Genomic DNA, 24,441 nt, shown 5'->3' with positions numbered 1-24,441 from the left:
TGCCGGTGGGGGCTCGCATAATGCCTGGCATGAGCGCACATGCAACCGTTGCCGCCGCGGCCTGGACCCTGATCTCGCTGCGCCCGCAGGGCGAGCACGCGCCGCTGCGCCGCGCCGCGGCACGGGTCGGCGCGCGGCTGCTGGCGGTCTCGCCATGGCGCCTGCACGCCTGCGACGACGCCGCCACGCGCACCGCGCTGGCGCTGGCGCTGGCCGCGCCGCGGGTGCTCTTCAGCAGTCCGGCCGCGGTGCGCGCGGCCGCGGCGCTGCAGCCGCTGGCGGCGGCGCCCGGGCAATGCTGGCTGGCGGTGGGCGCCGGCACCGCACGCGCGCTGCAGCGCCATGGCATCGCCGAGGTCGCGGTGCCGGAACGGATGGACAGCGATGGCCTGCTGGCCTTGCCGCAGCTTGCCTCCCGCGATGGCGCCGTCGGCCTGATCACTGCGCCCGGCGGGCGTGGCCTGATCGCCGCGCACCTGCAGGCGCGCGGCACGCCGCTGCAGCGCGCCGATGTCTACCGCCGGGTGCCGTTGCCCCTGTCCGCGGCGCGCATCGCCCGGCTGCGCGCCGCGGCGCCGGGCGTGCTGGCGCTGAGCAGCGGCGAGGCGCTGCGGCTGGTGCTGGACCGCCTGCCCGACGACCTGGCCGCCGCCTGGCGCGCGCGGCCGCTGGTCGCGGCCAGCGCGCGGCTGGCCGCGCAGGCCGCCGAACTCGGCTTCGCCGACATCGCGCGCGCCGCCGGTCCGCTGCCACAGCAACTGGCCACCGCCGCCGCCGCGGCCGTAACGCGCTCGCCACCTCGCTGAACGCGCGCCGCCCCCCGGCTTGCGGGCGCGGTGCCGCTCACGCCATGCTCCCGCGTGCCGTGGGTCCGGCCGTCGCCATCGTCGCGACGGGACGCAGGCTATAAGGATGCCCCCGCCGATGACCGAAATCTCGTCCACGCCCCGCCGCTCCACGCGCTGGATCTGGCTGCTTCTGGTACTGGCCATGCTGGCTGCGCTCGCGCTGGCCGGTTGGCGCGGCTGGGAGTGGTGGCAGGCGCGCAACGCGCGCGCGTTGGCCGAGCAATCGGAGACCCAACTGCAGTTGCAGGCCCTGCAACAGAACCTGGAAACCCTGCGCCGCGACCAGCGCGCCACCGTGCAGCGGGTCCAGGATGCGGCCAGCACCAACCGCGTGCTGCGCGACGAGATGCTCGGCCTCAGCCAGCGCAGCGCGTTGCTCGAAGACAACGTCGCCAAGCTCGCCGACTCCAATCGCCACGGCGCGCAGGCGCTGCGCCTGGACGAGGTGGAACTGCTGCTGAGCCAGGGCCAGCAGCGCCTGGACGTGGCCGGCGATACCCAGGGCGCCCGCCGCGCCTATGCGCTGGCCAGCGGCGTGCTGGAAGGCGTGGACGATCCGCGCTATCTCAACCTGCGCCAGGTGCTGCTGCAGGAACGCACCGCGCTGGACGCGCTCGGCGAAGGGCCGCAGGCGCGGCTGTCGGCGCAGTTGGACGCCTTCGCCGCCAGCCTGGAGGCATTGCCCACGCAACTGCCCGAGCGCACGCAAGCGCCGCTGTGGCAACGGCTGCTGTCGCCGCTGGTCAAGATCCGCCCCGCCCAGGGCGGCGTGCTGGTCGCGCGTTCGGAGCGGATCGCCGCGCGCGATGCGCTGCAGCTGGACCTGAGCCTGGCGCGCGCCGCACTGGAGCGTGGCGACGCGCGCGGCTACCGCGGCGCGCTGACCCGCGCCGGCACCTGGCTGCAACGCCTGTGGCCCGATTCGGCGCCGCTGCGCGAACGCCGCGCCACATTGCAGACCCTGCGCAACGCCGCCCTGCGCCCGGCCATCCCCGAGCTGGGCACCACCCTGCAGCAGTTGCGCAACATGCGCGACGCAAGGAGCCAACCATGAAATCCCTCCGTTCCCTGATCGTGTTGCTGGTGGTGATCGCCCTGGGCGTGATCGGCGCGCAGTGGCTGGCGCAGGACAAGCTGGGCGACCTCGGCGAAGTGATCGTGCGCGCCGGCGGCAATGACTACATCTCGCCGCTGCCGCAGGCGGCGCTGCTGCTGGTGATCGCCTTCCTGGTGCTGTTGCTGCTGTGGAATCTGCTCAGCTTCCCGTTCCGAGCCTGGGGCCGGCATCGCCGCAAGCAATCGCGCGCGCGCCTGATCGAAGGCCTGACCGCGCTGCACAACGGCCAGTGGGCGCGCGCCGAGAAACAGCTCAATGCCGCTGCGGAAGATCCCGAAGTCAGCGCCATCGCCCTGGTCGCAGCGGTCCGCGTGGCCGATGCGCGCGCCGACGCGGAGGCGGCCAACCGCTATCTGCAGCGCCTGAGCGAGCGCGACGCCGGCGCGCACGCGCTGTTGCAGGGCGAACGCCTTCTGGCCCAGCAACGTCCGGTCGATGCGATCAATGTGCTGGACGTGGCCGCGGCGCAGCCGTTGCCGCCGCGCGGGTTGCTGCTGCGCACCGAGGCGCTGACCAGCATCGGCCGCGCCGGCGAGGCCTATGGCCAGCTTGGTGCGATCCGCCAGCAGCAGGCCTTGCCGCTGGACGCGATCGGCCCGTTGGAATCGCGCCTGGCCGCCGCCTCGCTGCAGCAGGCGGACGATGCCAACGCGCTGGCCGAGCGCTGGGAAAGCCTGCCCAAGTCGCAGCGCAGCGAACCGGCCGTGGTCGAGGCCTATGCCACCCGCGCCGCCGCGCTGCACTGGGACGACGCGGCGCTGCGCGCCGTGGAACAGGCCCTGGAGACGCGCTGGGACGAAGGCCTGGCGGCGCTGTACGGGCGCCTGCCGGTGGAGAAATACGATTCGCGCCGCGCCAGCGCGCAGCGCTGGCTGCAGAGCCATCCGGACAGCCCGGGCCTGCTGCTGACCCTGGCGCGGCTGGCGCATCAGCAACAGCAATGGCCGCAGTCGGAAGAATTCCTGCATCGCGCGCTGGCGCTGGGCGCCGGCGCAGAGGCCTGGGAGGCGTTCGGCGATGGCCATGCCGAGGCCGGCGACTCCTTCATGGCGCAGCGCTGCTACGCCAACGCGCTGCGCGTGCAACGCGGCGAACTGGCCCAGCCGCTGCCTGCGACCAGCGCGCCGGTGGTGCCGATCGACCCGGATCCGGGCAGCGACGAACGCCGCGACGAACACGGGTTCCCGCGCCTGCAGGAATGAGTGCGGCGGCAGGGATGAAGCACCGTTGACCGAGGCCGGCGTCGGCTGCAGCCGGCGCCGGCTTTCTCATTCAACGATGGCGAGGCCAGCGCCTGGCCGGCCGAACCAAGCGGCTCAGCGCCGCAACGCAGCCGGCAGCGCCGGCAGGCGCGCCAGGAATGCGGGCGCCACGCCCTTGTAGCGCGCGTAGCGTTCGTCCATGCGCCGCGGCACCAGGATGCGCGCGCCGAGCAGGCCGGCGACCAGCATGGCCAGGAACAGCCCCAGGCCCAGCCATACCCCGGCCTCGCCGCCGATGGCGAATCCCAGCAGCGGTCCGGCCACGAATGCCGCCGCGGTGAGCAGCACGAAGCGGTTGCGCCGGCGCCGATGCTCCGCGCACATGCCGAGCACATGGCTGCTGCGCTTGCGCGCGATCAACGCCGCGATCGCGTAGATCACCACGCTCACCAGGATCAACACGTACCAGCCCGGCGCGTGCCAGTAGAACGTGCGCTTCTTCAGTTCGTCGTTGCGCAGCGCCACCCCGCACTTGACGCAATGCGCCGGGAACGGCGTATCGCGCAGGCACAGCAGGTCGTCGCCGTCGCGCCACAGCGTCTCGCCCGGCAGCGGCGGCATGGCGGTGGCCTGGATGGCGGCGTCGGGCGCCTGATACGGATTGAAGCTGTCGAGCTGGTTCATGGCATGCGCCCCCTGCGCGCCGTTCGGCCTGCATCGTGCAGGCGGATCGGCGCGCATGGTAGCGCAGCGGCAAGCGCTGCTGGCGGGCGATGGCGGGGGAAAAAACCTAGTCGACGATGCGGCGGTCGTGGCCGCGTCGAGCGGCGCCTTAGGGCCCGGCGCTATCGCCCTGCGCGCTTTCGCGGCCCGGCGCCCCAGGCGCGCTGGCCGCATGCCGCGGCTCAGCGCTCGACGATCGCCACCACGCCCATGCCGCCGGCGGTGCAGATCGAGATCAGCGCCCGCCCGCCGCCGCGTTCGACCAACTGCTTGGCCACCGTGGCGACGATGCGCGCGCCGGTCGCCGCGAACGGATGGCCGGTGGCCAGCGAGGACCCCAGCGGATTGATCTTGGCCGGATCGATCTGCCCCAGCGGCGCGTCCAGGCCGAGCCGGGTGCGGCAGTAGTCCTCGCTCTCCCAGGCGCGCAGCGTGCACAGCACCTGCGCGGCGAAGGCCTCGTGGATTTCGTAGATATCGAAGTCCTGCAGGCTCAGGTTGTGCCGCTTGAGCATGTCCGGCACGGCGATGGTCGGCGCCATCAGCAGGCCTTCGCCGTGCACGAAGTCCACCGCGGCGACCTGCGCATCGCGCAGGTACGCCATCGGCACATGGCCGTGCGCCTGCGCCCATTCCTCCGAGGCCAGCAGCACCGCGGCGGCGCCGTCGGTCAGCGGGGTGGAGTTGGCCGCGGTCAGGGTGCCGCGGCCGCTGGTCTTGTCGAATGCCGGCTTCAGCGTGGCGAGCTTTTCCAGCGAGGTGTCGGCGCGCAGGATGTTGTCGCGCTCCACGCCGCGGAACGGGGCGATCAGGTCGGCGAAGAAGCCGCGCTCGTAGGCCGCGGCCAGCTTGTGGTGCGAGGACACCGCCCAGGCGTCCTGCGAATCGCGCGCGATGTTCCACTGTTTGGCCATGTCCTCGCAGTGGTCGCCCATGCTCTTGCCGGTGCGCGGCTCGGCCACGCCGGGGAACTCGGGCTTGAGCTCGGCGAACTTGAAGCTGCGGGTCAGCGCGCGGATCTTGTCGCCGGTGGTCTTGGCGCGGTTGGCGGCCAGCAGCCGCGCGCGCAGCTTCTTGCCGTACACGATCGGTACTTCCGAGGTGGTGTCCGAACCGCCGCCGATGCCCGACTCGATCTGCCCCAGCGCGATCTTGTTGGCCACGGTGATGATGCTGTCCAGGCTGGTGCCGCAGGCGCGCTGCAGGGTGATGCCCGGCGTCAGCGGTGACAGCCCCGACGACAGCGCGGCCTCGCGGCCCAGGTTCCAGTCGCTGGAGTGCTTGATCACCGCCCCCATCGCCACCTCGCCCAGCTGCTGGCCGTGCAGGCCGTAGCGCTCGACCAGCGCGCCCAGCGTGCGCACCGACATGCCGAGGTTCCCGACATCCGCATACGCCGTGTTCTGCCGGCAAAACGGAATACGGACGCCGCCGAGAATGGCGACGGGACGGGCTACTGGCATGGGATTACCTCGCGCGAGGGGTCGGGGACATGGCCTGCACGTTAGCGCAGGCATAATGAAGCGAGTGTAGCTTTGCGCCCGCGACGGGCCAACCGCCAAGCCATGAGCCAAGCCATTGCCAGCATGAATGCCCGCGGCGTGATCGCCCTGGAACTGTCCGCCGGACTCGCCCCGGCCCACGCGGCGCTGCCGCACGCCTTGGCCGCGGAACTGGCCGAGAAGGTCGGCCGCGATCTGGCGCAACTGGTGCCGGCGGTGCGTGAGCTGGAATTGAGCCTGGCCGGCGCGCATTTCGACCCCGCCGAGGTGCTGCGCCCAGGCTGGCCGATGCACCGGCGCCTGGACGAGCTGCGCGCACGCGCGCCCGGCCGCGACGCCGGCCCGCGCCTGCTGGCATTCGGCGCCGATGCCGACGGCACCGTGCCGCTGCCGTTCCAGGCCGACACCGCCCTGCTCGGTGGCGCGCTGCGGGTGGTGCCGTTCCTGCTCAGCGGCCCGGCCGAGACGCTGCAACCGGTCGCCGAGGCGCTGGAAGACCTGTTGCTGGCGCAGGGCATGGCGCAGCCGGACACCGCGCTGCTGGCGCAGCAGGCGTTCGGCGCGCAGATCGAGCACGCACGCTATCTGACGGTCAACGACCTGGCCGCGATGATGTCGATGCAGTACGACAACCAGGGCCTGGCGCCGCTGTGGCCGCTGATCGAGACCGCGTTGCTCGCGCCGGACCAGGAGGAATGGCTGGCCAGCCCGCCCGAGCCGCTGCTGCGCTACCGCGGCGGCGAAGTACGCATGGCCTTGTTCGACCCGGCCAGCTGGTGCGCGCACTACGCCCACGACCGCCAGGACTGCGAGCGCCTGCAGCGGGTCTACGAACACTACCTGGCCCGGCAGCGGCAGCTGGCCGCGGTGCTGGAAGCGCACGGCATGCCGGTGCTGTACGTGCATTGCGAGGCCGGCGAGGACGCGAGGCAGGCGTTGCTGGCGGCGTGAATCGCGTTTGATCGTTGGGCTGGCGCGGGTGACGGTGGCGCGCAAGCGTACTTGCGGCGCTCTGACCGCGTGGCCCTGCGATTGGCGTGTCGGCGCCGATGCTGTCCAACGCCACGTCTATCGCTTCGTGCGTCGCGACTGAAGTCGCTCCCACAGGCGTTGCGGCTCGACGCTGAGCGTTCGGTAGATGGGGTTTCGACCCGACCTGTGCCGAAGCCGGCAGCCTCCAGGCAGATCCCTCCTTGAGCTATCGACCCAGATAGGCACCGAAGCCGGTCGACTTCCCGGCTTCGCTCGTCGTGACTGAAGTCGCTCCCACACGGGAGTTCGTCGCGCTGGCTGGGTGCACTGGGGGAGGGAGTTCAGTCCCGACTGCTGCCGAAGCCGGCCGACTTCCCGGCTTCGATCGTCGCGACTGAAGTCTCTCCCACACGGGAGTTCGTCGCGCTGGCTGGGTGCACCGTGGGAGGGAGTTCAGTCCCGACTGCTGCCGAAGCCGGCCGACTTCCCGACTCCGCTCGTCGCTGCTGAAGCCGCTCCTACACGAGCGGACGCATTTCCTGCACAGACAGACTCTGGCGCCCTGCACCGGCGCTGTAGAAGCGGTTTCAATCCCGGCCGGCGCCTCCGAAGCCGGCGGATTTGCCGACGTCGGAGCCCGTCGCCGCCGATGGCCCGATGCCACCGGCGGCGCGCTTGCACAGGCGTGCGACGATCTGCCGCTTACTGCGACGACCTGCCGCTTACTGCGCGGAAGGGGCCGCCGCGGTCGCGTTGCCCTTGATCACGCCGCAGGCCAGGCGGCCGCCGGCGTTGCCGGTGGGCTGGGTCTTGTAGTCGTCCGGGTCGGCGTGGACGATCACCGCGTGGTTGAGGATGTCGAAGCCGTCGCCCTTGCCGATGTTGACGTTGTTGGACACCGGCGCGTCGATCGTGGCCTTGCCGTCGGCGTCGGCCTTCAGGTTCGGCATGTCGCCGCCGTGGTGCGGATCGGCGCTGACCTGGCCGTGCTCGGACTTGGCCGGGTTGAAGTGGCCGCCGGCGCTGCTGCCGTCGGGCGCGCTGCAATCGCCGAACTCGTGGATGTGGAAGCCGTGCTCGCTGTTGGGCTTGAGCCCGGTGATGGTGCCGGTGACGTGCACGACGCCATCGACCGTATCGAACTTGACCTCGCCGGCGACCTGGTTGCCCTGGGTCGGGCTCAGCGCGGCGCTGGCGGCGGCCTGGGCGGGCGTGGCGGCGGGCGCGGGTTCTGCGGCCGGTGCCGGGGTGGCGGCCGGCGTCGCCGCCGCGGCGGGGGCGTCGGCTGCGGCTGGCTCTTCGCGCTTGCAGGCGCCGAGCGCGAGGGTCGTGGCCAGGAACAGGACGGTGGGAAGCGTACGCATGGTGGTTCTCCTTGAGGGGCCGCGGAATGCGGACGTTCGCCGCGGAGCACGCTCCGGGCGGATGATCGGTTAGCGCAACACGCGGATCACGCCGCAGGCCACGCGCGCGCCGGCGTTGCCGGCCGGCTGGCTGCGGTAGTCGTCGGCATCGGCATGCGCGACCAGCGCGCGGCCGGCGATGTCGTTGGCCGCGCCGCCGCCGAGCACCACGCCGTGCAACAGCACATCCACCTGGGCGACGCCGTCGGCGTTGGCGCTGAGGTTGTCCATGTCGCCGGCATGGTGCGGACCGCTGCCGGCCCGGCCATGCGGACCGCCGAGCGGATTGAAGTGGCCGCCGGCGCTGCTGGCGTCGGCCGCACTGCAATCGCCGCGCTCGTGCACGTGGAACGCGAACGCGCGGTTGGGCTGCAGGCCGCCGAGGGTGCCGGTGATGCGCACGCCACCGGGCGCGGCGACCAGCGACAGCTTGCCGCTGACCAGGCTGCCGGAGGCCGGGGCGAGCACCGCCTGCGCCTGCTGTGCGGTGCCGCTGGTGGGCATCGGCGGCGCTTTCGGCGGCGGCGGCGGCGGCGCTACCGGCGGCGCACTGCTGCAGCCGGCCAGTATCAGCAACGCGCTTCCCACGATGGCATGCAAGCTGTAACGCATCGGCATTGGCTCCTTGTGCAGCGAAAACTAGAGGGGTGGCCGTTCACAGCTCATGAAGGCTGCGCCCGGCGGGCAAGTCTAAACCGGCGCTGCGCGCCGGTTCGGGATTCGGGATTCGGGATTCGGGATTCGGGAATCGGGAATCGGCAGAGCGTCGCAGCGGTTGCTTACGAAGTCTGCGGAGAAATCAGACAAGGCCCGTTGCTTTCCGGGTCCCCGGTCCCGAGTCCCGGGTCCCGGCCGCACTCAGCGACGGCGCCGGCCCGGGCCGAGCTTGCGGGTGACCGTGTTGCGGCCCACGCCCAGGCGCGCGGCGGCTTCGGCACGGCGGCCCTGGGTGAAGCGCAGCGCCACTTCCAGCAGCGCCTTGTCGAAACGGTCGCGCGCTTCCGCGTGCAGGCCCTCGGCGCCGTCGGTCAGGCGCTGCTGCGCCCAGGCCGACAACTGCGCATCCCATTCGCCGCCCTCGCCGCTGCGCTCGCGGCGGCTGCCGCGCAGCAGCGCGCCGTCCACGTCGTGCGCGTCGATGACCTCGGCCGGCGCCAGCGCGGCCAGCCGCCAGCACACGTTCTCCAGTTCGCGCACGTTGCCCGGCCAGGCGTAGCCGCGCAACGCGTCCAGCGCCGCCGGCGACAGCCGTTTGGGCGGGGTGTCGAGCTTGCGCGCGGCCATCGCCAGGAAATTCTCGGCCAGCTGCGGCACGTCGGCACGGCGCTCGCGCAGCGGCGGCAGCTGCAGCCGCACCACGTCCAGCCGATGCAGCAGGTCGGCGCGGAAGCGGCCCTGTTCGACCAGCGCCTCCAGGTCCTGGTGGGTCGCGGCGATCACCCGCACATCGACCCGGATCAGTTCGCGGCCGCCGACGCGGAAGAATTCGTTCTCGGCCAGCACGCGCAGCAGCCGGGTCTGCAGCGGCAGCGGCATGTCGCCGATCTCGTCGAGGAACAGGGTGCCGCCGTCGGCCTGTTCGAAGCGGCCGATGTGGCGCCGCTGCGCGCCGGTGAAGGCGCCGGCCTCGTGGCCGAACAGTTCGCTTTCCAGCAGCTCGGCCGGGATCGCCGCGGTGTTGAGCGCGACGAACGGCTTGCGCGCGCGCGGCGACTCGGTGTGCAGCGCGTGCGCGACCAGTTCCTTGCCGGTGCCGGTTTCGCCGTTGATCAGCACCGACAGCGGCGCCTGCGCCAGGCGGCCGATGGCGCGGAACAGCGCGCGCATCGCCGGGGTATCGCCGATCAGTTCGGCGCTGCCCTGGCTGGACACCGGCAGCGCGACCTCGGCGACGCCGCCGGCCTCCGGCAGTGCGCGCGCGGCCAGCGCCACGGCGTCGTCCAGGTCGAACGGCTTGGACAGGAATTCGTGCGCGCCGCCGCGGAACGCGCCGGCGGTGCTGGCCACGTCGGTGTAGGCGGACATCACGATCACCGGCAGTTGCGGATGCGCGGCCTTGAGCTTGTCCAGCAGCACCAGGCCGTCGTCGCCGGGCATGCGCACGTCGGTGAACAGCAGGTCCGGCAGCGGACGCTGCGCCAGCGCCTGCAACGCGGAGGCGGCGCTGTCGAAGCCATCCACGCTGTAGCCGGCGTCGCGCAAGGCGGTGGACAGCACGAAGCGGACCGAGCGGTCGTCGTCGACCACCCAGATGCGTTGCGATCCTTCCAGGGATTCGGTCATCGGAATGCTCCTATTCGGGGTCCGCTGCGGCCTGCGGCAGCAGCAGGGTGAAAACGGTATGCCCGGGGCGGGAGCGGAAGGTCAGCGAACCGGCGTGCTCGCGCGCCACCTGCTGCGCCAGCGCCAGGCCCAGGCCGCTGCCTTCGGCGCGGCCGCTGACCAGCGGCAGGAACAGATGCTCGGCCAGTTCCTCCGGCACGCCACGGCCGTCGTCGACGATCTCCAGGCGCACGCCGCGCGCATGCACGCGGTCGCGGATGCGCTGGGCGTGCTCGACGCGGGTGCGCAGGGTCACCTGCGCGGCGCCGGCCTGGATCGCGTTGCGGACCAGGTTCCACACCGCCTGGGTCAGGCGGTCGGCATCGCCGAGGAATTCGGGAATGCTGGGGTCGTAGTCGCGCTGCAGGCGCACCGACCAGCCGCCCTCGTTCTCGGCCAGGCGCAGCACCCGCTCCAGCACCGCGTGGATGTTGAGCATGGCGTGCGGCCGCGCCGGCGCCGGCGACAGCAACTGGTCGAGCAGGCTGTTGAGGCGCTCGATCTCCGCGCCGATCAGGTCGATCAGCTCGCGCTCGTCCTCGTCGCGATGCTGCGCGCGCCGCGCCAGCAGCTGCGCGGCGCCCTTGAGTCCGGCCAGCGGATTGCGCAGTTCGTGGGCCAGCCCCTTCAGCGCCGCGCCGAGCGCGTTGGGCAACGCCTGGGCCGGATCCGGGGTGGGGAATTCGTCGACCGGGTGCGCTTCCAGCAGCCAGCCGCCATTGTCCATCCGCGACAGCCAGCCCTCGGCGAAGCGCGGGGTCTCGCCGGGAATGGCCAGGGCCATGCGGTGCAGGCGCAGCACGTCGCGCTCGTCGTTGAGCAGGAACCGCGCCAGCGCGTCGCCCTGCACTTCCAGCGAGGCCAGCGGCTGGTCGAGCAGGCGCCGCACGCTCACGCCCAGCCAGCGCGCGAAGGCCGGATTGGCGCCGAGCAGGCGGCCGTCGGCATCGGCCCAGACCACCGGGGTGCCGAGCGCGTCGAGCGGAGGCGGAGGCGACGTCATCTGCATTGCACCAATGTAGTGCAAAGGCTGCCGGAAGGCGCTGAACGCCTGGCCGGGCGGGCCATTTGCCGGAACCTGCCGGCAACGTCGGCCGGCACCGAGGCGCGGCCTGTCGCAGCCACCGCGGCCGGCGGGCACGAGGCGCCGCGGGCAACGGGGGAACCAATGAGTGGGGGTCGGGCGAGGCTAGCGGCCACGCGGGAATACCTCAGATCGCTAAGAAAACTGCCGTCGTTCCGCCCCATGGAGCGCCGGCGATGGCCACTGACCGCCAGGACCGGCGCATACCGGCCGCAGGCGGGATTGCCGCAGCGGCCCGCGACGCGAGGTCGCGGGCCGGTCTTGCTCAGGACTCGTACGCGGCTTCGCCGTGCGAGGTGATGTCCAGGCCCTCGCGCTCGGCTTCTTCCGACACCCGCAGGCCGAACACCAGCTTGGCGACCAGGAAGCCGACCACCGAGACCACGCCGATCCAGACCACGGTCACGCCGACGCCGGTGGCCTGCACCAGCACCTGATGGCCCATGGTCACGCCTTCGGCATAGCCGGCGCCGCCCAGGGCCTTGTCGGTGAACACGCCGGTCAGGATCGCACCGACGATGCCGCCGACGCCGTGCACGCCGAACACGTCCAGCGTGTCGTCGGCGTTGAGCAGCTTCTTCAGCCCGGTCACGCCCCACACGCAGATCGCGCCGGCGGCCACGCCGATGGCGATCGCGCCGAACGGGCCGACGGTGCCGGCAGCCGGGGTGATGCCGACCAGGCCGGCGACCATGCCCGAGGCCACGCCCAGCGCCGAGGACTTGCCCTTGACCAGCTTCTCGACCAGCGACCAGGCCAGCACCGCGGCGGCGGTGGCCAGCAGCGTGTTGAGGAAGGCCAGTGCCGCAGTGGCGTTGGCTTCCAGCGCCGAACCGGCGTTGAAGCCGAACCAGCCAACCCACAGCAGCGAGGCGCCGACGAAGGTCAGGGTCACGTTGTGCGGCTTGAGCGCGGTCTGGCCGAAGCCCAGGCGCTTGCCGACGAAGTAGGAACCGACCAGACCGGCGATACCGGCATTGATGTGCACCACGGTGCCGCCGGCGAAGTCCAGCGCGCCCTTGGTGAACAGGAAGCCCGGCGCCGCCCACACCATGTGCGCCAGCGGCAGGTAGCCGAAGGTGAACCAGATGACGACAAACAGCAGCACCGCGGCGAACTTCACGCGTTCGGCGAAGGCGCCGACGATCAGCGCGCCGGTGATGCCGGCGAAGGTCAGCTGGAAGGCGACGAACACGTATTCCGGCAGCTTGAAGCCCTTGGAGAAGGTATCGGCCAGCGTGGTGGTATCCACGCCGTGCAGCAGCGCCTTGTTGAGCGTGCCGACGAACGGGCCGCCATCGGCGAAGGCCAGGCTGTAGCCGTACAGCACCCACAGGACCGCGATCAGCGAGAACACCACGCCGACCTGGATCAGCACCGACAGCACGTTCTTGGAGCGCACCATGCCGCCGTAGAACAGCGCCAGCCCCGGCACCACCATCAGCAGCACCAGCAGCGTGGAGGTCAGCATCCAGGCGACGTCGCCCTTGTCCACCACCGGCGCGGCGGCTTCGGGCGCGGCGGCGGCGGCCGGCGGCGCCGGCGGCGTCAGTTGTTCGGTGACCACGTCCGGCGTCGGCGCCGGGGTCACTTCGGCCTGGGCGAAGGCCGTGCCCGGCACGCCCATCGCCATCGCGCTGACCAGCATCAGCATGCATACCGCGTAGAACCGGGCCTTCCACCCGGAGAAAAGACCTGTCTTCATGAGGGGCTCCAGGGTGGGGTTAGAGCGCATCTGCGCCGATCTCGCCGGTGCGGATCCGGATGACCTGTTCGATCGCGGTGACGAAGATCTTGCCGTCGCCGATCTTGCCGGTCCCGGCCGCGGTCTGGATCGCCTCGACCACGGCCTCCAGACGCTCGTCGGTCACCACGGTCTCGATCTTGATCTTGGGCAGGAAGTCGACGACGTACTCGGCACCGCGGTACAGCTCGGTGTGGCCTTTCTGCCGGCCGAAGCCCTTGACCTCGGTGACGGTGATGCCGGACACGCCTGCCTGCGACAAGGCCTCGCGGACCTCGTCGAGCTTGAATGGCCGGATGATGGCGGTGATCAGTTTCATGCGCATACCCCGTTGGTGGAAGGAGCCGGCCGCCGAACGCCGGCCGGCGGTTTGCATGTCATCGGCGCCGCGAACGGCGCCGTCCTGCTGCGCGGTGCGTCCCGCGGATCACGCCGTGGCGCGGCGCACGGCAGTGCGACGGCAACGGCGACGTGGGAGGGAGCGTGGCCCACGGCACGCAAGCGCTGTCTTTCGTGGTGCATCCCCTGGAAAACCGGCTGTTGCGACTGATTCGGGCGCGAACCACCGGCACGGCTCCCCAGCCGAGTAGGTGGCGGCGATGACGAAGGAGGGAGGGGTAACCTTCGCCATCGCCGCGCGTGGAACTCAGTTGGCGTAGTACAGCTGGTATTCCAGCGGGTGCGTTGCGGCGCGGAACTTGGTCACTTCCTGCATCTTCAGCGCGATGTAGCCGTCGATGAAGTCGTCGCTGAACACGCCGCCGGCCTTGAGGAACTCGCGGTCGGCGTCGAGCGCTTCCAGCGCCTGGTCGAGGCTGGAGCACACCTGCGGGATCTTCTTCTCTTCTTCCGGCGGCAGGTCGTACAGGTCCTTGTCGCTGGGCGCGCCCGGGTCGATCTGGTTCTTGATGCCGTCCAGGCCGGCCATCATCAGCGCGGCGAAGGTCAGGTAGCCGGACTGCAGCGGATCCGGGAAACGGATCTCGATGCGGCGCGCCTTCGGGTTGGACACCCACGGAATGCGGCACGAGGCCGAGCGGTTGCGCGCCGAGTAGGCCAGCATCACCGGCGCCTCGAAGCCCGGGACTAGGCGCTTGTAGCTGTTGGTCCCGGAGTTGGTGAAGGCGTTGATCGCCTTGGCGTGCTTGAAGATGCCGCCGATGTACCACAGCGCCATCTGCGACAGGCCGCCGTAGCCGTCGCCGGAGAACAGGTTGGTGCCGCCCTTGGCCAGCGACTGGTGCACGTGCATGCCCGAGCCGTTGTCGCCGACGATCGGCTTGGGCATGAAGGTCGCGGTCTTGCCGTTGCGGTAGGCGACGTTCTTGATGATGTACTTCATCATCATCAGCTCGTCGGCCTTCTTCACCAGCGAGTTGAACTTGGTGCCGATCTCGCACTGGCCGGCGGTGGCCACTTCGTGGTGGTGCACCTCGACCTCGATGCCGACCTGCTCCAGGGTCTTGCACATTTCGGCGCGCAGGTCCTGCAGCGAGTCGGTCGGCGGCACCGGGAAGTAGCCGCCCTTGACCGCCGGACGGTAGCCGCTGTTGCCGCCTTCGATCTTGCTGCCGCTGCTCCACGCCGCTTCTTCCGAATCGATCTTGAAGAAGGTGTGGCCCATTTCGTTGCCGAAACGCACGCCGTCGAAGATGAAGAATTCCGGCTCCGGGCCGAAGAACGCCTGGTCGGCGATGCCGCTGGACTTCAGATAGGCCTCGGCGCGCTTGGCCACGCCGCGCGGGTCGCGGTCGTAGCTCTGCATGGTGGCCGGATCCAGGATGTCGCAGGTCAGGACCAGGGTCGGGTCGGCCATGAACGGATCGATGAACGCGGTGTCGGCGTCGGGCAGCAGGACCATGTCCGACTCGTTGATGCCCTTCCAACCCGAGATCGAGCTGCCGTCGAACATCTTGCCCTCTTCGAACAGCGCCGGCTCGATGATGCTCACGGGGAAGGTCACGTGCTGCTGCACGCCGCGCATATCGACGAACCGCAGGTCGACGAACTCGACCTTGTTGTCCTTGACCAGCTTCTCAATATTTTCCGCAGACATCGATGAAACCTCGGGTTGGTGAATGACTTGCCCAGTAAGAGCAATCGCCGTGCCAACTGTGACCGGTTCACAAGTCCTTGATTTTGGTGAAGGGAGCACGCCAACGGGGCGAAATCCAAGCACCAAAATGGTTCGATGGCAATTGAGAGCACCAAAATGGTGCTCGAGGCAATGTTTTATCCTTGCCCGGCTTTCCTCCCCCACAAGCCGACCCCTCCCCCATGAGCGACATGTTCTCCGCCCTGCTGCTGGGCATCCTCGAAGGCCTGACCGAATTCCTGCCGGTCTCCAGCACCGGCCACCTGCTGATCGCCGAGCAATGGCTCGGCCGCCGCTCGGACTTCTTCAACATCGTGATCCAGGCCGGCGCGATCCTGGCCACCACCCTGGTGTTCCGGCAGAAGCTATGGACGCTGGCCACCGGGCTGGGCGACCGCGCCAACCGCGACTACGTGCTCAAGCTGGGCACCGCGTTCCTGGTCACCGCGGTGGTCGGCCTGGCGGTGCGCAAGGCCGGCTGGCAGCTGCCGGAAACGGTGCAGCCGGTGGCCTGGGCCTTGGTGATCGGCGGCGTGTGGATGCTGGTGGCCGAGCATTTCGCCGCGCGCATGCCCGAGCGCGAGCTGGTGACCTGGAAGGTGGCCATCGCGGTGGGCCTGGCGCAGGTGGTGGCCGGCGTGTTTCCCGGCACCTCGCGCTCGGCCGCGACGATCTTCCTGGCGATGCTGCTGGGCCTGAGCAAGCGCTCGGCCGCGGCCGATTTCGCGTTCCTGGTCGGCATCCCGACCATGTTCGCGGCCAGCGGCTATTCGTTCCTGGAGCTGTACAAGAACGGCGCGGTGGGCAGCGAGGATTGGGGCGACGTGGCCGTCGCCTTCGCCGCCGCGGTGGTGACCGGCTTCATCGTGGTGAAGTGGCTGCTGGGCTACATCAAGTCGCACCGCTTCACTGCGTTCGCGGTGTACCGCATCGTGCTCGGTGCGGCGCTGCTGCTGTGGCTGCCGGCGGCCTGAGGGCTGGTTGGCTGGCGGCCGTACCCTCACCCCAACCCCTCTCCCGAGGGGAGAGGGGCTAGCGGCTGCTCCCTTCTCCCATCGGGAGAAGGTGGCCCGCAGGGCCGGATGAGGGTACGGGCGAAGCCTCGTGCACCCCAACTCCGCGAGTCGCTTTCGCGCCGGACCCTCACCCCAACCCCTCTCCCGACGGGAGAGGGGCTAGCGGCTGTTCCCTTCTCCCGTCGGGAGAAGGTGGCCCGCAGGGCCGGATGAGGGTACGGGCGAAGCCTCGCGCACCCCAACTCCGCGAGTCGCTTTCGCGCCGGACCCTCACCCCAACCCCTCTCCCGATGGGAGAGGGGCTAGCGGCTGTTCCTTCTCCCCTCGGGAGAAGGTGGCCCGCAGGGCCGGATGAGGGTACGGGCGCAGCCTCGTGCACCCCAACACCACGAGACGCTTCGCGCCGGACCCTCACCCCAACCCCTCTCCCGGCGGGAGAGGGGCTTCAGGCAAGCTTGGGATTCAGGCTGTACGTGCCATGGAGGCTGGCCTCGGCCAGCACATGGCCTTGCATCGCGCGCAGCGCGTCGGCGGCGGTGAAGCGCGCCGGCAAGTCCAGCGTGGCCACGTCCAGCGCGAACAGGCGGAAGAAGTAGCGGTGCAGGCGCAGGTCGTTGGCCGGCGGGTACGGGCCGTCGTAGCCGTAGTAGTCGCCGCCCATCTGCGCGTCGCCGGCGAACCAGTCGGTATAGCTGTTCAAACCCTGCCGCGCGCCAGGCAGGCCGGGCGGTTGCCGCTTGCCCTTGGCCACGACGCCGTCGCTGGCGCTGCCTTCGGCGATCTCGCGCAGGTCGGCCGGAAGATCAACGGCAGCCCAATGCACGAAATTGGTGCGTGGCTGCTCGACCGGGATCTGCACGTCCTCGCGGCCGACCATCTCGGCCACGGTCGGTACGTCCGGATCGATGCACAGCAGCGCGAACGCCGCGGTGCCGGCCGGGACGTCGTCCCAGGCCAGGTGCGGATTGCGATTGGCGGCGAAGCCGTCGGCCTGGCCCATCGCGTAGGTCGCGGCGATCGGCTGGCCGGGCTGGATGCTGTCACTGCGAAGACGCATGCGAAAACTCCTGTGGGGGGAATCAGGTTTCGGCGTAGCCGAGGCGCACGGCCACCGGCGTGAGCAGCGCGAACGCGGCCGCCAGCGGCGCGGCGTAGGCGCGCCAGTGGCCGGACGGCAGGCGCGGCGGACCGATCGTGGGCACGCTCGGGAACGGAATGCCGAAGGCCTGTTGCAGCGCCGCGGCCACCCCGGCCGGATCGGCCTCGATGCCGTCCAGGCGCAGCAGGCGGTGCGGATACAGGTCCTGCTCGTGCAAGTCGGCGACCTGGGTCAGCACCGCCGCCAGCCAGCGCGCGCCGGTCTCCGGGGTGGCCAGGCCGAGCGGCGCCGGGGCGCCGTTGGCCAGCCAGTCCAGCAGCATGTCGCGCGGGTCGCGCAGCGCGATCAGCAGCCGCCCTTCCGGCAGCTGCGGGCGCAGCGCGCGCAGCAGCGCGTTGTCCCACCACAGCAGCCAATCGACGATGTTGCCGTCGTCGATGCCGCGTGCCGGCAGCTGCGCGCGCCACTCGGCGATCAGCGCCGCGCCGTCGAGTTCGCCGCTGTCGAGCTCGGGGACGGTGCGGTAGCGCTGGAAGCCGTCGGTGGGCGGCTGCACGCCGAAGCGGTCGCTGCGCAGTACCTGGCTGGTCGCGTCCATCACCGCGATCACCCGCTCCACGCCGCTGCCCGGCACGCCCCATACGAACAGCGGCCGTGCAGGCTGTTGCGGATCGATCTCGGCCAACGCCGGCCACGCCGTCGTGGCCTGGCCCAGCGGCGGCAGCGGCAGGCGATGCGGCAGCTGTTCCTGCTGGAACGCGAGCCAGGTCGCCAGCGCCTCGGCCGAGTGCCCGGCGCGGTCCTGCACCGCCGCCAGCCACGGCCGCAGCGTGGTCTGCTCGTTCTCGGGCATGCGCTGCATCAGGCCACGCACGTGGGCGATGGCGGCGTCGTGCTCGCCACGCTCCAGCAGCGCTTCGACCAGGCGCTCCTCGCCGCTGATGCGGCCCGGCTCCAGGGCCACGATGCGCTGCGCCACGGCCTCGCCTTGATCGCGTTCGCCGGCCATGTCGTGCACCCGCAGCTGCGCTTCCAATGCCGGCACGTGGCCCGGCATCGCCGCCTGCCAGCGCGCGATCAGCGCGCGCGCCTCGGCGCCGCCGACCGGCTCCAGCGCCAGCCGCGCCAGCCACAGGTCGTGCGCATCGGTGGTGGTGGCCAGCGCCGCTTCCAGGGCGGCGCGGGCATCCTCGACCGCCCCCAGCCGCTGCCAGGCGATCAGCGCCGCATGCAGGGTGCGGCGGTCGGCCGGGGCGGCGCCCAGTGCGCGCCGCAGGTGCTCCAGCGCATCGGCCGGGCGCCCGGCCTGCAAGGCGTATTCGCCGGCCAGCCGGCGCATGCCGGCGGTGTCGCTGACCGGATCGGCCAGCACCGCGTCCAGCGCGGCGATGGCGTCGTCGAGGCGGCCCTGGCGGTACGCCAGCTGCGCGACCAGCGCCATCAGCGCGCTGGTGCCGCGGGTCAGCGTGGCGACGCGGCGGAACGCGGTCTCGGCGAATGCCAGGTGCTGCTTGTCCAGGTAGGCGAAACCGAGCGCGTACAGCAAGCGCGGATCGTCGGGCAGCGCCTTGCTGGCGCGCGACAGCAGCGCCAGCGCGCGGTCGGCATCGCCGCGGCGCAGCGCCAGCATGCCGTCCAGGCCCAACAGTTGCGGATGTTCCGGATCCAGCCGCGCGGCGGTGCGGCTGAGCCGCTCCACTTCGTCCAGATCGCCGCGGCCCAGCGCCAGATGGGCGCGCATCACGTAGGCCAGGAACTGGTTGGGATCCAGCGCGGCGGTGCGGGCCAGTGCGTCCTCGGCCTGGGCCAGGTCGTTGGCGCTGAGCAGCATGCCGGCGCGCAGCAGGTGCAGGCCGGCGTCTTCCGGCGCCAGCGCGATGGCCTGGTCGATGCTGACCAGCGCGGCGGCGGTGTCGCCGTTCTGTTGCTGCGCCAGCGCCAGCCAGCGGTGCGCCTGCGCGTCGGCGGCGGCGTCGGCCACCCAGGCCTGGGCGATGCGCAGCGCGTCGGCGTTGGCCTGGCGGCGCAGGGCGTCGAGAATTTGCTCTTGCATGAGGGTCCGGCTCTGGGCAAACCGGCATTGTAACGGGAGCGCCCGGCCGGCCTGCGCCTGGGCGCGCTGGGCGCGTCACCAATCCGCGCGCAGGCCGCGTTGGGTCTGGCACGCTGTCGGTCGGTGCTGCGTGGCGCGACGCCGGTTGGGTCAAGCGACGCGGTGCCGGCTGGCGGTCTGCCAGGTCCCACCGGCAGGGTCACGCACGGCGCGGCCCGCCCTGCAACCGGCGACAGACCCTAGCTCAGGCAGGCAGGCCGTCGGTCAGGCGTTCGGCCACCCAGCGCTCGGCGAACCCGTCGCCGCGCGCATTCTCGATGAAGCCGCAGTGCCCGCCCCAGCGCGCGATTTCCAGCCGCGCCAGGTCCGGCAGGCGCAGGTTGCGGAAATCGTCCAGCGGGATCACTGGGTCGTCCTCGGCCATCAGGATGTCGGCCGGCACGCTCAGGTTGCGCAAGCGCTCGCCGGCGATCGAATAGCTTTCGAAATACGCATCCAGGCTGGCGAAGCCGGCATGGCGCTGCGCCAGCCAACCCATCAGCTCGCGCATGTCCAGCGCCAGGGTGGCATCGTCGTAGCCGTGCCGGTCGGGGAACAGCTCGCGCTTGCGCAGCAGCGATTCGCGCCACTTGCGGCGGAAATACCAGTCGTAGAACTGCGGGCCATGCTCAATCCGATGCATGGTGGTGGCCGGATCCAGCAGCGGGCACACCGCCGCCACGTGCTGCAGCGGCAGGCCGGCGTCGGGGGCGCGCAGCGCCAGGCGCAACGCGAAATTGCCGCCCAGCGAATAGCCGGCGGCCAGCAGGGTCGGCGCCGGGAAACGCCGCCACAGGTCGCCGGCGGCGTTGACCACTTCGTCCAGGCGTTCGGAGTGGAACAGGTCCACGTTGAGGTGGTGGGTCCCGCCGTGGTCGCGGAAGTTGAGCCGGAACACCTGATAGCCGCGCGCCAGCAGTTGCGCCGCGGTCAGGCGCATGTAGCTGGAGTCGGCGCTGCCTTCCCAGCCGTGCAGCAGCAACACGGTGCCGCGCGGCTCGGCAACGCCGGCCGGCACGCTCAGCCAGCCCTGCAGGCGTACGCCGTCGCCGCCGTCGAGGATGTGCGAGGTGGTGGTCGCGCCGCTGGCGGCGAGCAGCTGTTCGCCGCGGCGCACGCGCAGCGCGCTGGAGCCCAGCACCGATTGCAGGTGCGGGTTGCGCAGCCAACGCGGGGGGAGGTAGTCGGCGGCATTCATCATCGGCAGCGAGCTTGCGCCGGGCGATTGGAGCAATAGGTCAAATCGCCCGGACCGCAGTGTTCCATGGTTCAGCGTTGCGCCATCGCCGCGACGATGCGCGCGCGCGAGATCTCGGCGATGCGCCGACGCCCTTCCACGTCCTGCAGCCGGATCGGTTCCAGGAAGTGCACCTCGGCCACCCGGCCCGGCTCGCCCAGCAGGCGCAGGAAATTGGCGAAGAAGCTCTCGTGCGGGCCGAACGCGATGACCGTCTGCGCCGAACCGCCGGCGCCGTAGCGCACCGCCACCGGCTGCACCGCCACCTCGGCCTCCACCGCGGCCTGGAAGATGCGCGCGTGGAACGGGCCGACATCGTGGCCGCCGCGGGTGCGCCCCTCCGGGAACACGCCGACCGAGCGCCCCGAGCGCAGCCGTTCCAGCATCGCCTGCAGCACCCCGCCCAGCGATTCGGTGTTGCCGCGCTGGTGGAAGATGGTCTGCCCGCGCGTGGCCAGCCAGCCGACCAGCGGCCAGCCGGCGATCTCGCGCTTGGCGACGAAGCCCATCATGCGCTGGCTGTGCAGCATCACGATGTCGATCCAGCTGACGTGGTTGGCCACGAACAGCACCGGATTGGGCAGCGGCGTGCCGACCCGGCGCACACGCAGGCCGAAGATGCGCAGCAACCAGGTCGACCACCAGCACACCACGCGGTCGCCGAACGATTCGACGCCGGCGCGGCCGGGCGACAGCGCCATGCACGCCAGCAGGAACGGCAACGACACGAACACGTGCAACGCCAGCAGCGGAACGCGGTAGCCGTAACGGACCCAGCGCAGCGCCCCACCGTGGTGGTGCGTGGCGGTTGAGGAGAACTCGCTCATTCTGGTCAGGGTACCGGAAGCCGGGAGGGAAGCACCCTATTGTGTCAGCATGAAGACGGTTACGGCTGAGTGCACGCTAATTGCGTGCGATCACCGCCAGGGTCAGCCGCGACACGCAGACCGGCTTGCCGGCCGCGTCCTCGATGCGGATCTCCCAGACCTGGGTGGCGCGGCCCACGTGCAGCGGCCGCGCGGTGCCGGTGACCGTGCCGGCGCGGGCCGCGCGCAAGTGGTTGGCGTTGATCTCCAGGCCCACGCAGATCCGGTCCGGCGCCACGCACAGGTTGCCGGCGCTGCTGCCCAGGGTTTCGGCCAGCACCACCGAGGCGCCGCCGTGCAGCAGTCCGTACGGCTGCAGCGTGCGCGCATCGACCGGCATCGTCGCGCGCAGCCAGTCCGGCCCGGCCTCGGTAAAGACGATGCCCAGGTGCGCGATCAGGGTGTCGCGGGCGGCGGCGTTGAGGGCATCGAGATCGACAGGGTCGCGGAAGGTCATCTTGGGTCCGGGATTAGGGATTCGGGATTGGGGATTCGCCAGCGGCGTCTCCCTCAAACAGTACTACCGCTTTTGCCAATCCCGAATCCCCAATCCCGGCACTCAAAGAATCGGCACCAGCCCCGAGCCGAACGCCGTCAGCATCCGCACCAGCAGCCACTTCGGGCCGACGTTGACCTCGGGGAAGTCGCCGACCGCGCTGTAGCAGCGGTGGAAGCCCGGATCGCGCCGGGTCAGCGGCGCCGGGCAGTCGGGGCCGGGCTGGAATTCGTAGTTGGTGGCGTAGCGCCATGGCCAGAAATCCAGCACCGGCAGCGCCTCGGAGGCCTTGCCCATGCTGTAGTTCAGGCCCGACAGCACCGGCGGCTTGACCCGCGCCGCCACCGGCCACGAATTCTCCGGCTCGATGTCGCGGCCGATGCTGGCGGCCAGCGCCTGCGCGAACGCCGGATCGTCGATGATCACCGCGCCCTCGGTGTTGTAGGTCTCGCTGCGCGGATCGAAGTTGTGGGTGCCGATCACGCCGACGCGTCGGTCCACCACCAGCGACTTGGCGTGCAGGCCCATGCGTGCGCCGTCGCGGGTCACCGGCAGCGGCCGGTTGGCGACGCGGCGGCTGAGGAACGACGGGCGGGTCTCGGTGCGCAGCACGCGCCGATCGACCTGGCTGCCGTCGGCGCGACGGCCGCTGCCGGAGGGTCCGCTGCTGCCGCTGCCGAGCACCGTGCTGCGCCCGGCGGCGCTGCCGCCGATCAGCGGATTGCGACCGCGGGCTTCCCCGGCGTCCGGCAACTGCAGCGGCGACGGCAGCAGGTTGGCGTAGTCCACCGGCGCGTCCAGCGGGAACGGCTTGTACTCGTAGATGTCGAAGCCCATCTCGCGCAGGTTGCGGCGCTTGTACTTGTACGACAGCGCATACACCACCGGGTTGTCGGTGCTGGCCAGGCTGTTGGTGGCCACGATCACCTTCGGCGGCTGCGCGCGCTTGCGCAGGTCGCGGAAGATCTCCTGCGCCGGATCCGACAGCACCAGGTACGGCGTCTGCAGGATGATCTCCTGCTTGGCATCGGCGATCAGCCTGTCCAGCCTGGGCGCAGTGGAGATCGCCTTGGGGCCGTGCTCGCGGCGATGCTTCTGCGGCAGGTCGGCGACGTAGTCCACGTGCCTGACCGGCAGCGCGGGCAGCACGAAGGCGTCCTCGACGAAGGCCGGATCGGCGGCCTCCTCGCTCACCCGCTGCACCCGCTCCGGGCGCAGGAACTGCGCCGGCGGCATCTGCGGCACGCCGTCGCGCAGCAGCAGCTTGCCGACATCGTTGAGCCGCGCCACCGGCACGCTGCGCCGCGCCGCCCAGTACGCGTCGAAGTTGGCGGCCATGCTGCGCGCCACCGGCCCGGCCACCAGCACGTCGCGGTCGCGGAAGTTGTACTCGCTGTCCCAGTCGTAATAGTCGTCCTGGTAGTTGCGCCCGCCGACCACGCCGATCGCGTCGTCCACCACCAGCAGCTTGTTGTGCATGCGCTGGTTGAAGCGGCGGAAACAGCACAGCACGCTGGCGGCGTAGTGCATGTAGTTGGGCTTGGCCAGGCCGAAGGTGGGGTTGTAGATGCGCAGCGAGAAATTCTGGTGCGCGCCGGCCAGCGCGCCGAGGATCTGCAGGTCGGAGATCGCCGACAGCTGGTCGATCAGCACCCGCACCTGCACGCCGCGCCGCGCCGCGGCCAGCAGCTCGTCCATCACCAGCCGCGCGCTGTCGTCCTTGTCGAAGATGTAGGTCTGCAGGTCGATGCTGCGGCTGGCGCTGCGGATCAGGTTGACCCGCGCCACCAGCGCTTCCTCGCCGTGGTCCAGGATGGTGGCGTAGTGGCGCGGGGCGGCGTCGCCGGATGCGGCGAAGGCCTTGCCGGCCAGCGCGCGCAGCGGCGAGGCCAGCGCGCAGTGGTCGCTTTGCGTGCAGTCGACGCGGCCATCGCGCGCCGCCTCGGCGATCGCCACCGCGCGGCCGTGCTGGGCCTGCGACAGGCTCGCGCAGCCGCTGCCGAGCAGCATCGCCGCCAGCACCAGGACCCTCAACCACGCTGTCACCGGGCGTCCGCTCCGGTCAGCCGTGCGCGCAGCACGAAAGTGACCCGATCGCTCAAGGCCAGATCCCACTTGTCCATTCCATAACGTCCACGCAGAACCGTACCGCGGCTGATCACATCGCAATCATAGCCTGGGCGGCTGCATGCCGACGGCATCATGGTCAGGGTCTCGGTATGGCCGACCCCGCGGATGCTCAGCGTGCCGACCAGCGCGCCGCCGCTGGTCAGCAGTTGCGGAGAGAACGGTTGCGAATCGAAGGACACGGTCGGAAAGCGTTCCGCGTCGAAGAAATCCTCGCCGCGCATCCAGCCGGTGTAGCGCGGTTTGCCGGGGATCTGCACGTAGGCGGTGAACAGGCGCAGGCGCACCTGGTGGCGGCCGTCGGGCAGCATCTCCACGGTGCCTTCGAAGCGCGGGAAGAAGCCTTCGATGCGCTGGCCGAAGCGGGTGCGGATCTCGAAACCGAAGCGCGATTGGGCCGGGTCGAAGGCATGCTCCCCCGGCGACAGCGGCGGCGCCTGCGCGCTGCCCCAGCCCGGCAACAGGCACAGCGACAGCAGCGCGGTGCACAGCGCCG

At 70.9% G+C, this 24,441-nt stretch carries 21 protein-coding genes; 5 read left to right on the top strand and 16 right to left on the bottom strand.

The window, feature by feature from the left end; all coding sequences use genetic code 11:
- Window positions 1–29 precede the first annotated feature (29 nt).
- The 3 genes from AB8810_RS01350 (at window position 30) to AB8810_RS01340 (ending at window position 3,167) form a co-directional block, all read left to right on the top strand.
- Entirely contained in the window at window positions 30–806 is a 777-nt protein-coding gene (locus AB8810_RS01350) for a uroporphyrinogen-III synthase (protein ID WP_369915315.1), read from the top strand.
- Window positions 807–924: 118 nt separating this feature from the next.
- Entirely contained in the window at window positions 925–1,902 is a 978-nt protein-coding gene (locus tag AB8810_RS01345) for a uroporphyrinogen-III C-methyltransferase (RefSeq protein ID WP_369915313.1), read from the top strand.
- Entirely contained in the window at window positions 1,899–3,167 is a 1,269-nt protein-coding gene (locus tag AB8810_RS01340) for a heme biosynthesis HemY N-terminal domain-containing protein (protein ID WP_369915311.1), read from the top strand. Before AB8810_RS01345 ends, AB8810_RS01340 begins: the two co-directional genes overlap by 4 nt.
- A 114-nt stretch (window positions 3,168–3,281) precedes the next feature.
- Here AB8810_RS01340 and AB8810_RS01335 read toward each other — a convergent pair whose 3' ends face one another.
- Window positions 3,282–3,851: a hypothetical protein gene (locus tag AB8810_RS01335; protein WP_369915310.1), complete on the bottom strand. Its 570-nt coding sequence runs from the start codon at window positions 3,849–3,851 to the stop codon at window positions 3,282–3,284.
- A gap of 221 nt (window positions 3,852–4,072) precedes the next feature.
- Window positions 4,073–5,353, bottom strand: a complete 1,281-nt coding sequence (locus AB8810_RS01330) for an acetyl-CoA C-acetyltransferase (RefSeq protein ID WP_179571141.1) — start codon at window positions 5,351–5,353, stop codon at window positions 4,073–4,075.
- A 102-nt stretch (window positions 5,354–5,455) separates the two neighbouring features.
- Between AB8810_RS01330 and AB8810_RS01325 the strand changes: the two genes are divergently transcribed.
- On the top strand, window positions 5,456–6,343 hold the full coding sequence (locus AB8810_RS01325; RefSeq protein ID WP_369915309.1) for a hypothetical protein: 888 nt from the start codon (window positions 5,456–5,458) through the stop codon (window positions 6,341–6,343).
- Window positions 6,344–7,086: 743 nt separating this feature from the next.
- On the opposite strand, the gene AB8810_RS01320 is transcribed toward AB8810_RS01325, so the two are convergent.
- The 7 genes from AB8810_RS01320 to glnA form a co-directional block, all read right to left on the bottom strand.
- On the bottom strand, window positions 7,087–7,728 hold the full coding sequence (locus tag AB8810_RS01320) for a superoxide dismutase family protein (protein WP_369915307.1): 642 nt from the start codon (window positions 7,726–7,728) through the stop codon (window positions 7,087–7,089).
- Between the two features lie 69 nt (window positions 7,729–7,797).
- Complete coding sequence (locus AB8810_RS01315; RefSeq protein WP_179571144.1) at window positions 7,798–8,379, bottom strand: superoxide dismutase family protein; 582 nt, start codon at window positions 8,377–8,379, stop codon at window positions 7,798–7,800.
- Between the two features lie 246 nt (window positions 8,380–8,625).
- On the bottom strand, window positions 8,626–10,050 hold the full coding sequence (gene ntrC, locus AB8810_RS01310) for a nitrogen regulation protein NR(I) (protein WP_179571145.1): 1,425 nt from the start codon (window positions 10,048–10,050) through the stop codon (window positions 8,626–8,628).
- A 10-nt stretch (window positions 10,051–10,060) separates the two neighbouring features.
- Window positions 10,061–11,098, bottom strand: a complete 1,038-nt coding sequence (locus AB8810_RS01305; protein ID WP_179571146.1) for a nitrogen regulation protein NR(II) — start codon at window positions 11,096–11,098, stop codon at window positions 10,061–10,063.
- Window positions 11,099–11,438: 340 nt separating this feature from the next.
- Complete coding sequence (gene amt / locus AB8810_RS01300) at window positions 11,439–12,878, bottom strand: ammonium transporter (RefSeq protein ID WP_179571147.1); 1,440 nt, start codon at window positions 12,876–12,878, stop codon at window positions 11,439–11,441.
- Between the two features lie 19 nt (window positions 12,879–12,897).
- On the bottom strand, window positions 12,898–13,236 hold the full coding sequence (locus tag AB8810_RS01295) for a P-II family nitrogen regulator (RefSeq protein ID WP_039009092.1): 339 nt from the start codon (window positions 13,234–13,236) through the stop codon (window positions 12,898–12,900).
- Between the two features lie 327 nt (window positions 13,237–13,563).
- Window positions 13,564–14,973 carry a type I glutamate--ammonia ligase gene (glnA, locus tag AB8810_RS01290; RefSeq protein WP_003480122.1) on the bottom strand — a complete coding sequence of 470 codons (1,410 nt, stop codon included), beginning with the start codon at window positions 14,971–14,973 and terminating at the stop codon, window positions 13,564–13,566.
- Window positions 14,974–15,194: 221 nt separating this feature from the next.
- Between glnA and AB8810_RS01285 the strand changes: the two genes are divergently transcribed.
- A complete protein-coding gene (locus AB8810_RS01285; protein WP_179571148.1) occupies window positions 15,195–15,986 on the top strand; it encodes an undecaprenyl-diphosphate phosphatase in 792 nt (263 codons plus the stop codon).
- 487 nt (window positions 15,987–16,473) lie between these two features.
- On the opposite strand, the gene AB8810_RS01280 is transcribed toward AB8810_RS01285, so the two are convergent.
- From AB8810_RS01280 to AB8810_RS01250, 7 genes are all read right to left on the bottom strand, one after another.
- A complete protein-coding gene (locus AB8810_RS01280) occupies window positions 16,474–17,085 on the bottom strand; it encodes a YbhB/YbcL family Raf kinase inhibitor-like protein (RefSeq protein ID WP_179571149.1) in 612 nt (203 codons plus the stop codon).
- Between the two features lie 22 nt (window positions 17,086–17,107).
- On the bottom strand, window positions 17,108–19,180 hold the full coding sequence (locus tag AB8810_RS01275; RefSeq protein WP_369915306.1) for a tetratricopeptide repeat protein: 2,073 nt from the start codon (window positions 19,178–19,180) through the stop codon (window positions 17,108–17,110).
- Window positions 19,181–19,424: 244 nt separating this feature from the next.
- Complete coding sequence (locus AB8810_RS01270) at window positions 19,425–20,417, bottom strand: YheT family hydrolase (RefSeq protein ID WP_206229370.1); 993 nt, start codon at window positions 20,415–20,417, stop codon at window positions 19,425–19,427.
- 71 nt (window positions 20,418–20,488) lie between these two features.
- Window positions 20,489–21,283 carry a 1-acyl-sn-glycerol-3-phosphate acyltransferase gene (locus tag AB8810_RS01265; protein ID WP_206229257.1) on the bottom strand — a complete coding sequence of 265 codons (795 nt, stop codon included), beginning with the start codon at window positions 21,281–21,283 and terminating at the stop codon, window positions 20,489–20,491.
- 76 nt (window positions 21,284–21,359) lie between these two features.
- Window positions 21,360–21,779 (bottom strand): hotdog fold thioesterase, encoded by a 420-nt coding sequence (locus tag AB8810_RS01260; RefSeq protein WP_179571152.1) that lies wholly within the window; start codon window positions 21,777–21,779, stop codon window positions 21,360–21,362.
- A gap of 102 nt (window positions 21,780–21,881) precedes the next feature.
- A complete protein-coding gene (locus AB8810_RS01255; protein ID WP_369915304.1) occupies window positions 21,882–23,864 on the bottom strand; it encodes a phospholipase D family protein in 1,983 nt (660 codons plus the stop codon).
- Window positions 23,861–24,415 (bottom strand): YceI family protein, encoded by a 555-nt coding sequence (locus tag AB8810_RS01250; protein ID WP_241092918.1) that lies wholly within the window; start codon window positions 24,413–24,415, stop codon window positions 23,861–23,863. The genes AB8810_RS01255 and AB8810_RS01250 overlap by 4 nt, the downstream gene beginning before the upstream one ends.
- Window positions 24,416–24,441 lie beyond the last annotated feature (26 nt).

Source organism: Xanthomonas sp. NCPPB 3005 (assembly GCF_041228095.2).
Lineage (GTDB): Bacteria > Pseudomonadota > Gammaproteobacteria > Xanthomonadales > Xanthomonadaceae > Xanthomonas_A > Xanthomonas_A bonasiae.
Note: the sequence above shows the minus strand (reverse complement) of the source record. Positions and strands in the feature narration are given on the sequence as shown.

Bases quoted from the DNA above. Each gene is read 5' to 3' on its own strand.
- amt (WP_179571147.1), bottom strand. From the start codon at position 12,878: ATGAAGACAGGTCTTTTCTCCGGGTGGAAGGCCCGGTTCTACGCGGTA.
- AB8810_RS01330 (WP_179571141.1), bottom strand. From the start codon at position 5,353: ATGCCAGTAGCCCGTCCCGTCGCCATTCTCGGCGGCGTCCGTATTCCG.
- AB8810_RS01340 (WP_369915311.1), top strand. From the start codon at position 1,899: ATGAAATCCCTCCGTTCCCTGATCGTGTTGCTGGTGGTGATCGCCCTG.
- AB8810_RS01270 (WP_206229370.1), bottom strand. From the start codon at position 20,417: ATGAATGCCGCCGACTACCTCCCCCCGCGTTGGCTGCGCAACCCGCAC.
- AB8810_RS01280 (WP_179571149.1), bottom strand. From the start codon at position 17,085: ATGCGTCTTCGCAGTGACAGCATCCAGCCCGGCCAGCCGATCGCCGCG.
- AB8810_RS01350 (WP_369915315.1), top strand. From the start codon at position 30: ATGAGCGCACATGCAACCGTTGCCGCCGCGGCCTGGACCCTGATCTCG.
- AB8810_RS01325 (WP_369915309.1), top strand. From the start codon at position 5,456: ATGAGCCAAGCCATTGCCAGCATGAATGCCCGCGGCGTGATCGCCCTG.
- glnA (WP_003480122.1), bottom strand. From the start codon at position 14,973: ATGTCTGCGGAAAATATTGAGAAGCTGGTCAAGGACAACAAGGTCGAG.
- AB8810_RS01315 (WP_179571144.1), bottom strand. From the start codon at position 8,379: ATGCGTTACAGCTTGCATGCCATCGTGGGAAGCGCGTTGCTGATACTG.
- AB8810_RS01345 (WP_369915313.1), top strand. From the start codon at position 925: ATGACCGAAATCTCGTCCACGCCCCGCCGCTCCACGCGCTGGATCTGG.
- AB8810_RS01285 (WP_179571148.1), top strand. From the start codon at position 15,195: ATGAGCGACATGTTCTCCGCCCTGCTGCTGGGCATCCTCGAAGGCCTG.
- AB8810_RS01275 (WP_369915306.1), bottom strand. From the start codon at position 19,180: ATGCAAGAGCAAATTCTCGACGCCCTGCGCCGCCAGGCCAACGCCGAC.
- AB8810_RS01320 (WP_369915307.1), bottom strand. From the start codon at position 7,728: ATGCGTACGCTTCCCACCGTCCTGTTCCTGGCCACGACCCTCGCGCTC.
- ntrC (WP_179571145.1), bottom strand. From the start codon at position 10,050: ATGACCGAATCCCTGGAAGGATCGCAACGCATCTGGGTGGTCGACGAC.
- AB8810_RS01335 (WP_369915310.1), bottom strand. From the start codon at position 3,851: ATGAACCAGCTCGACAGCTTCAATCCGTATCAGGCGCCCGACGCCGCC.
- AB8810_RS01295 (WP_039009092.1), bottom strand. From the start codon at position 13,236: ATGAAACTGATCACCGCCATCATCCGGCCATTCAAGCTCGACGAGGTC.
- AB8810_RS01305 (WP_179571146.1), bottom strand. From the start codon at position 11,098: ATGCAGATGACGTCGCCTCCGCCTCCGCTCGACGCGCTCGGCACCCCG.
- AB8810_RS01265 (WP_206229257.1), bottom strand. From the start codon at position 21,283: ATGAGCGAGTTCTCCTCAACCGCCACGCACCACCACGGTGGGGCGCTG.
- AB8810_RS01260 (WP_179571152.1), bottom strand. From the start codon at position 21,779: ATGACCTTCCGCGACCCTGTCGATCTCGATGCCCTCAACGCCGCCGCC.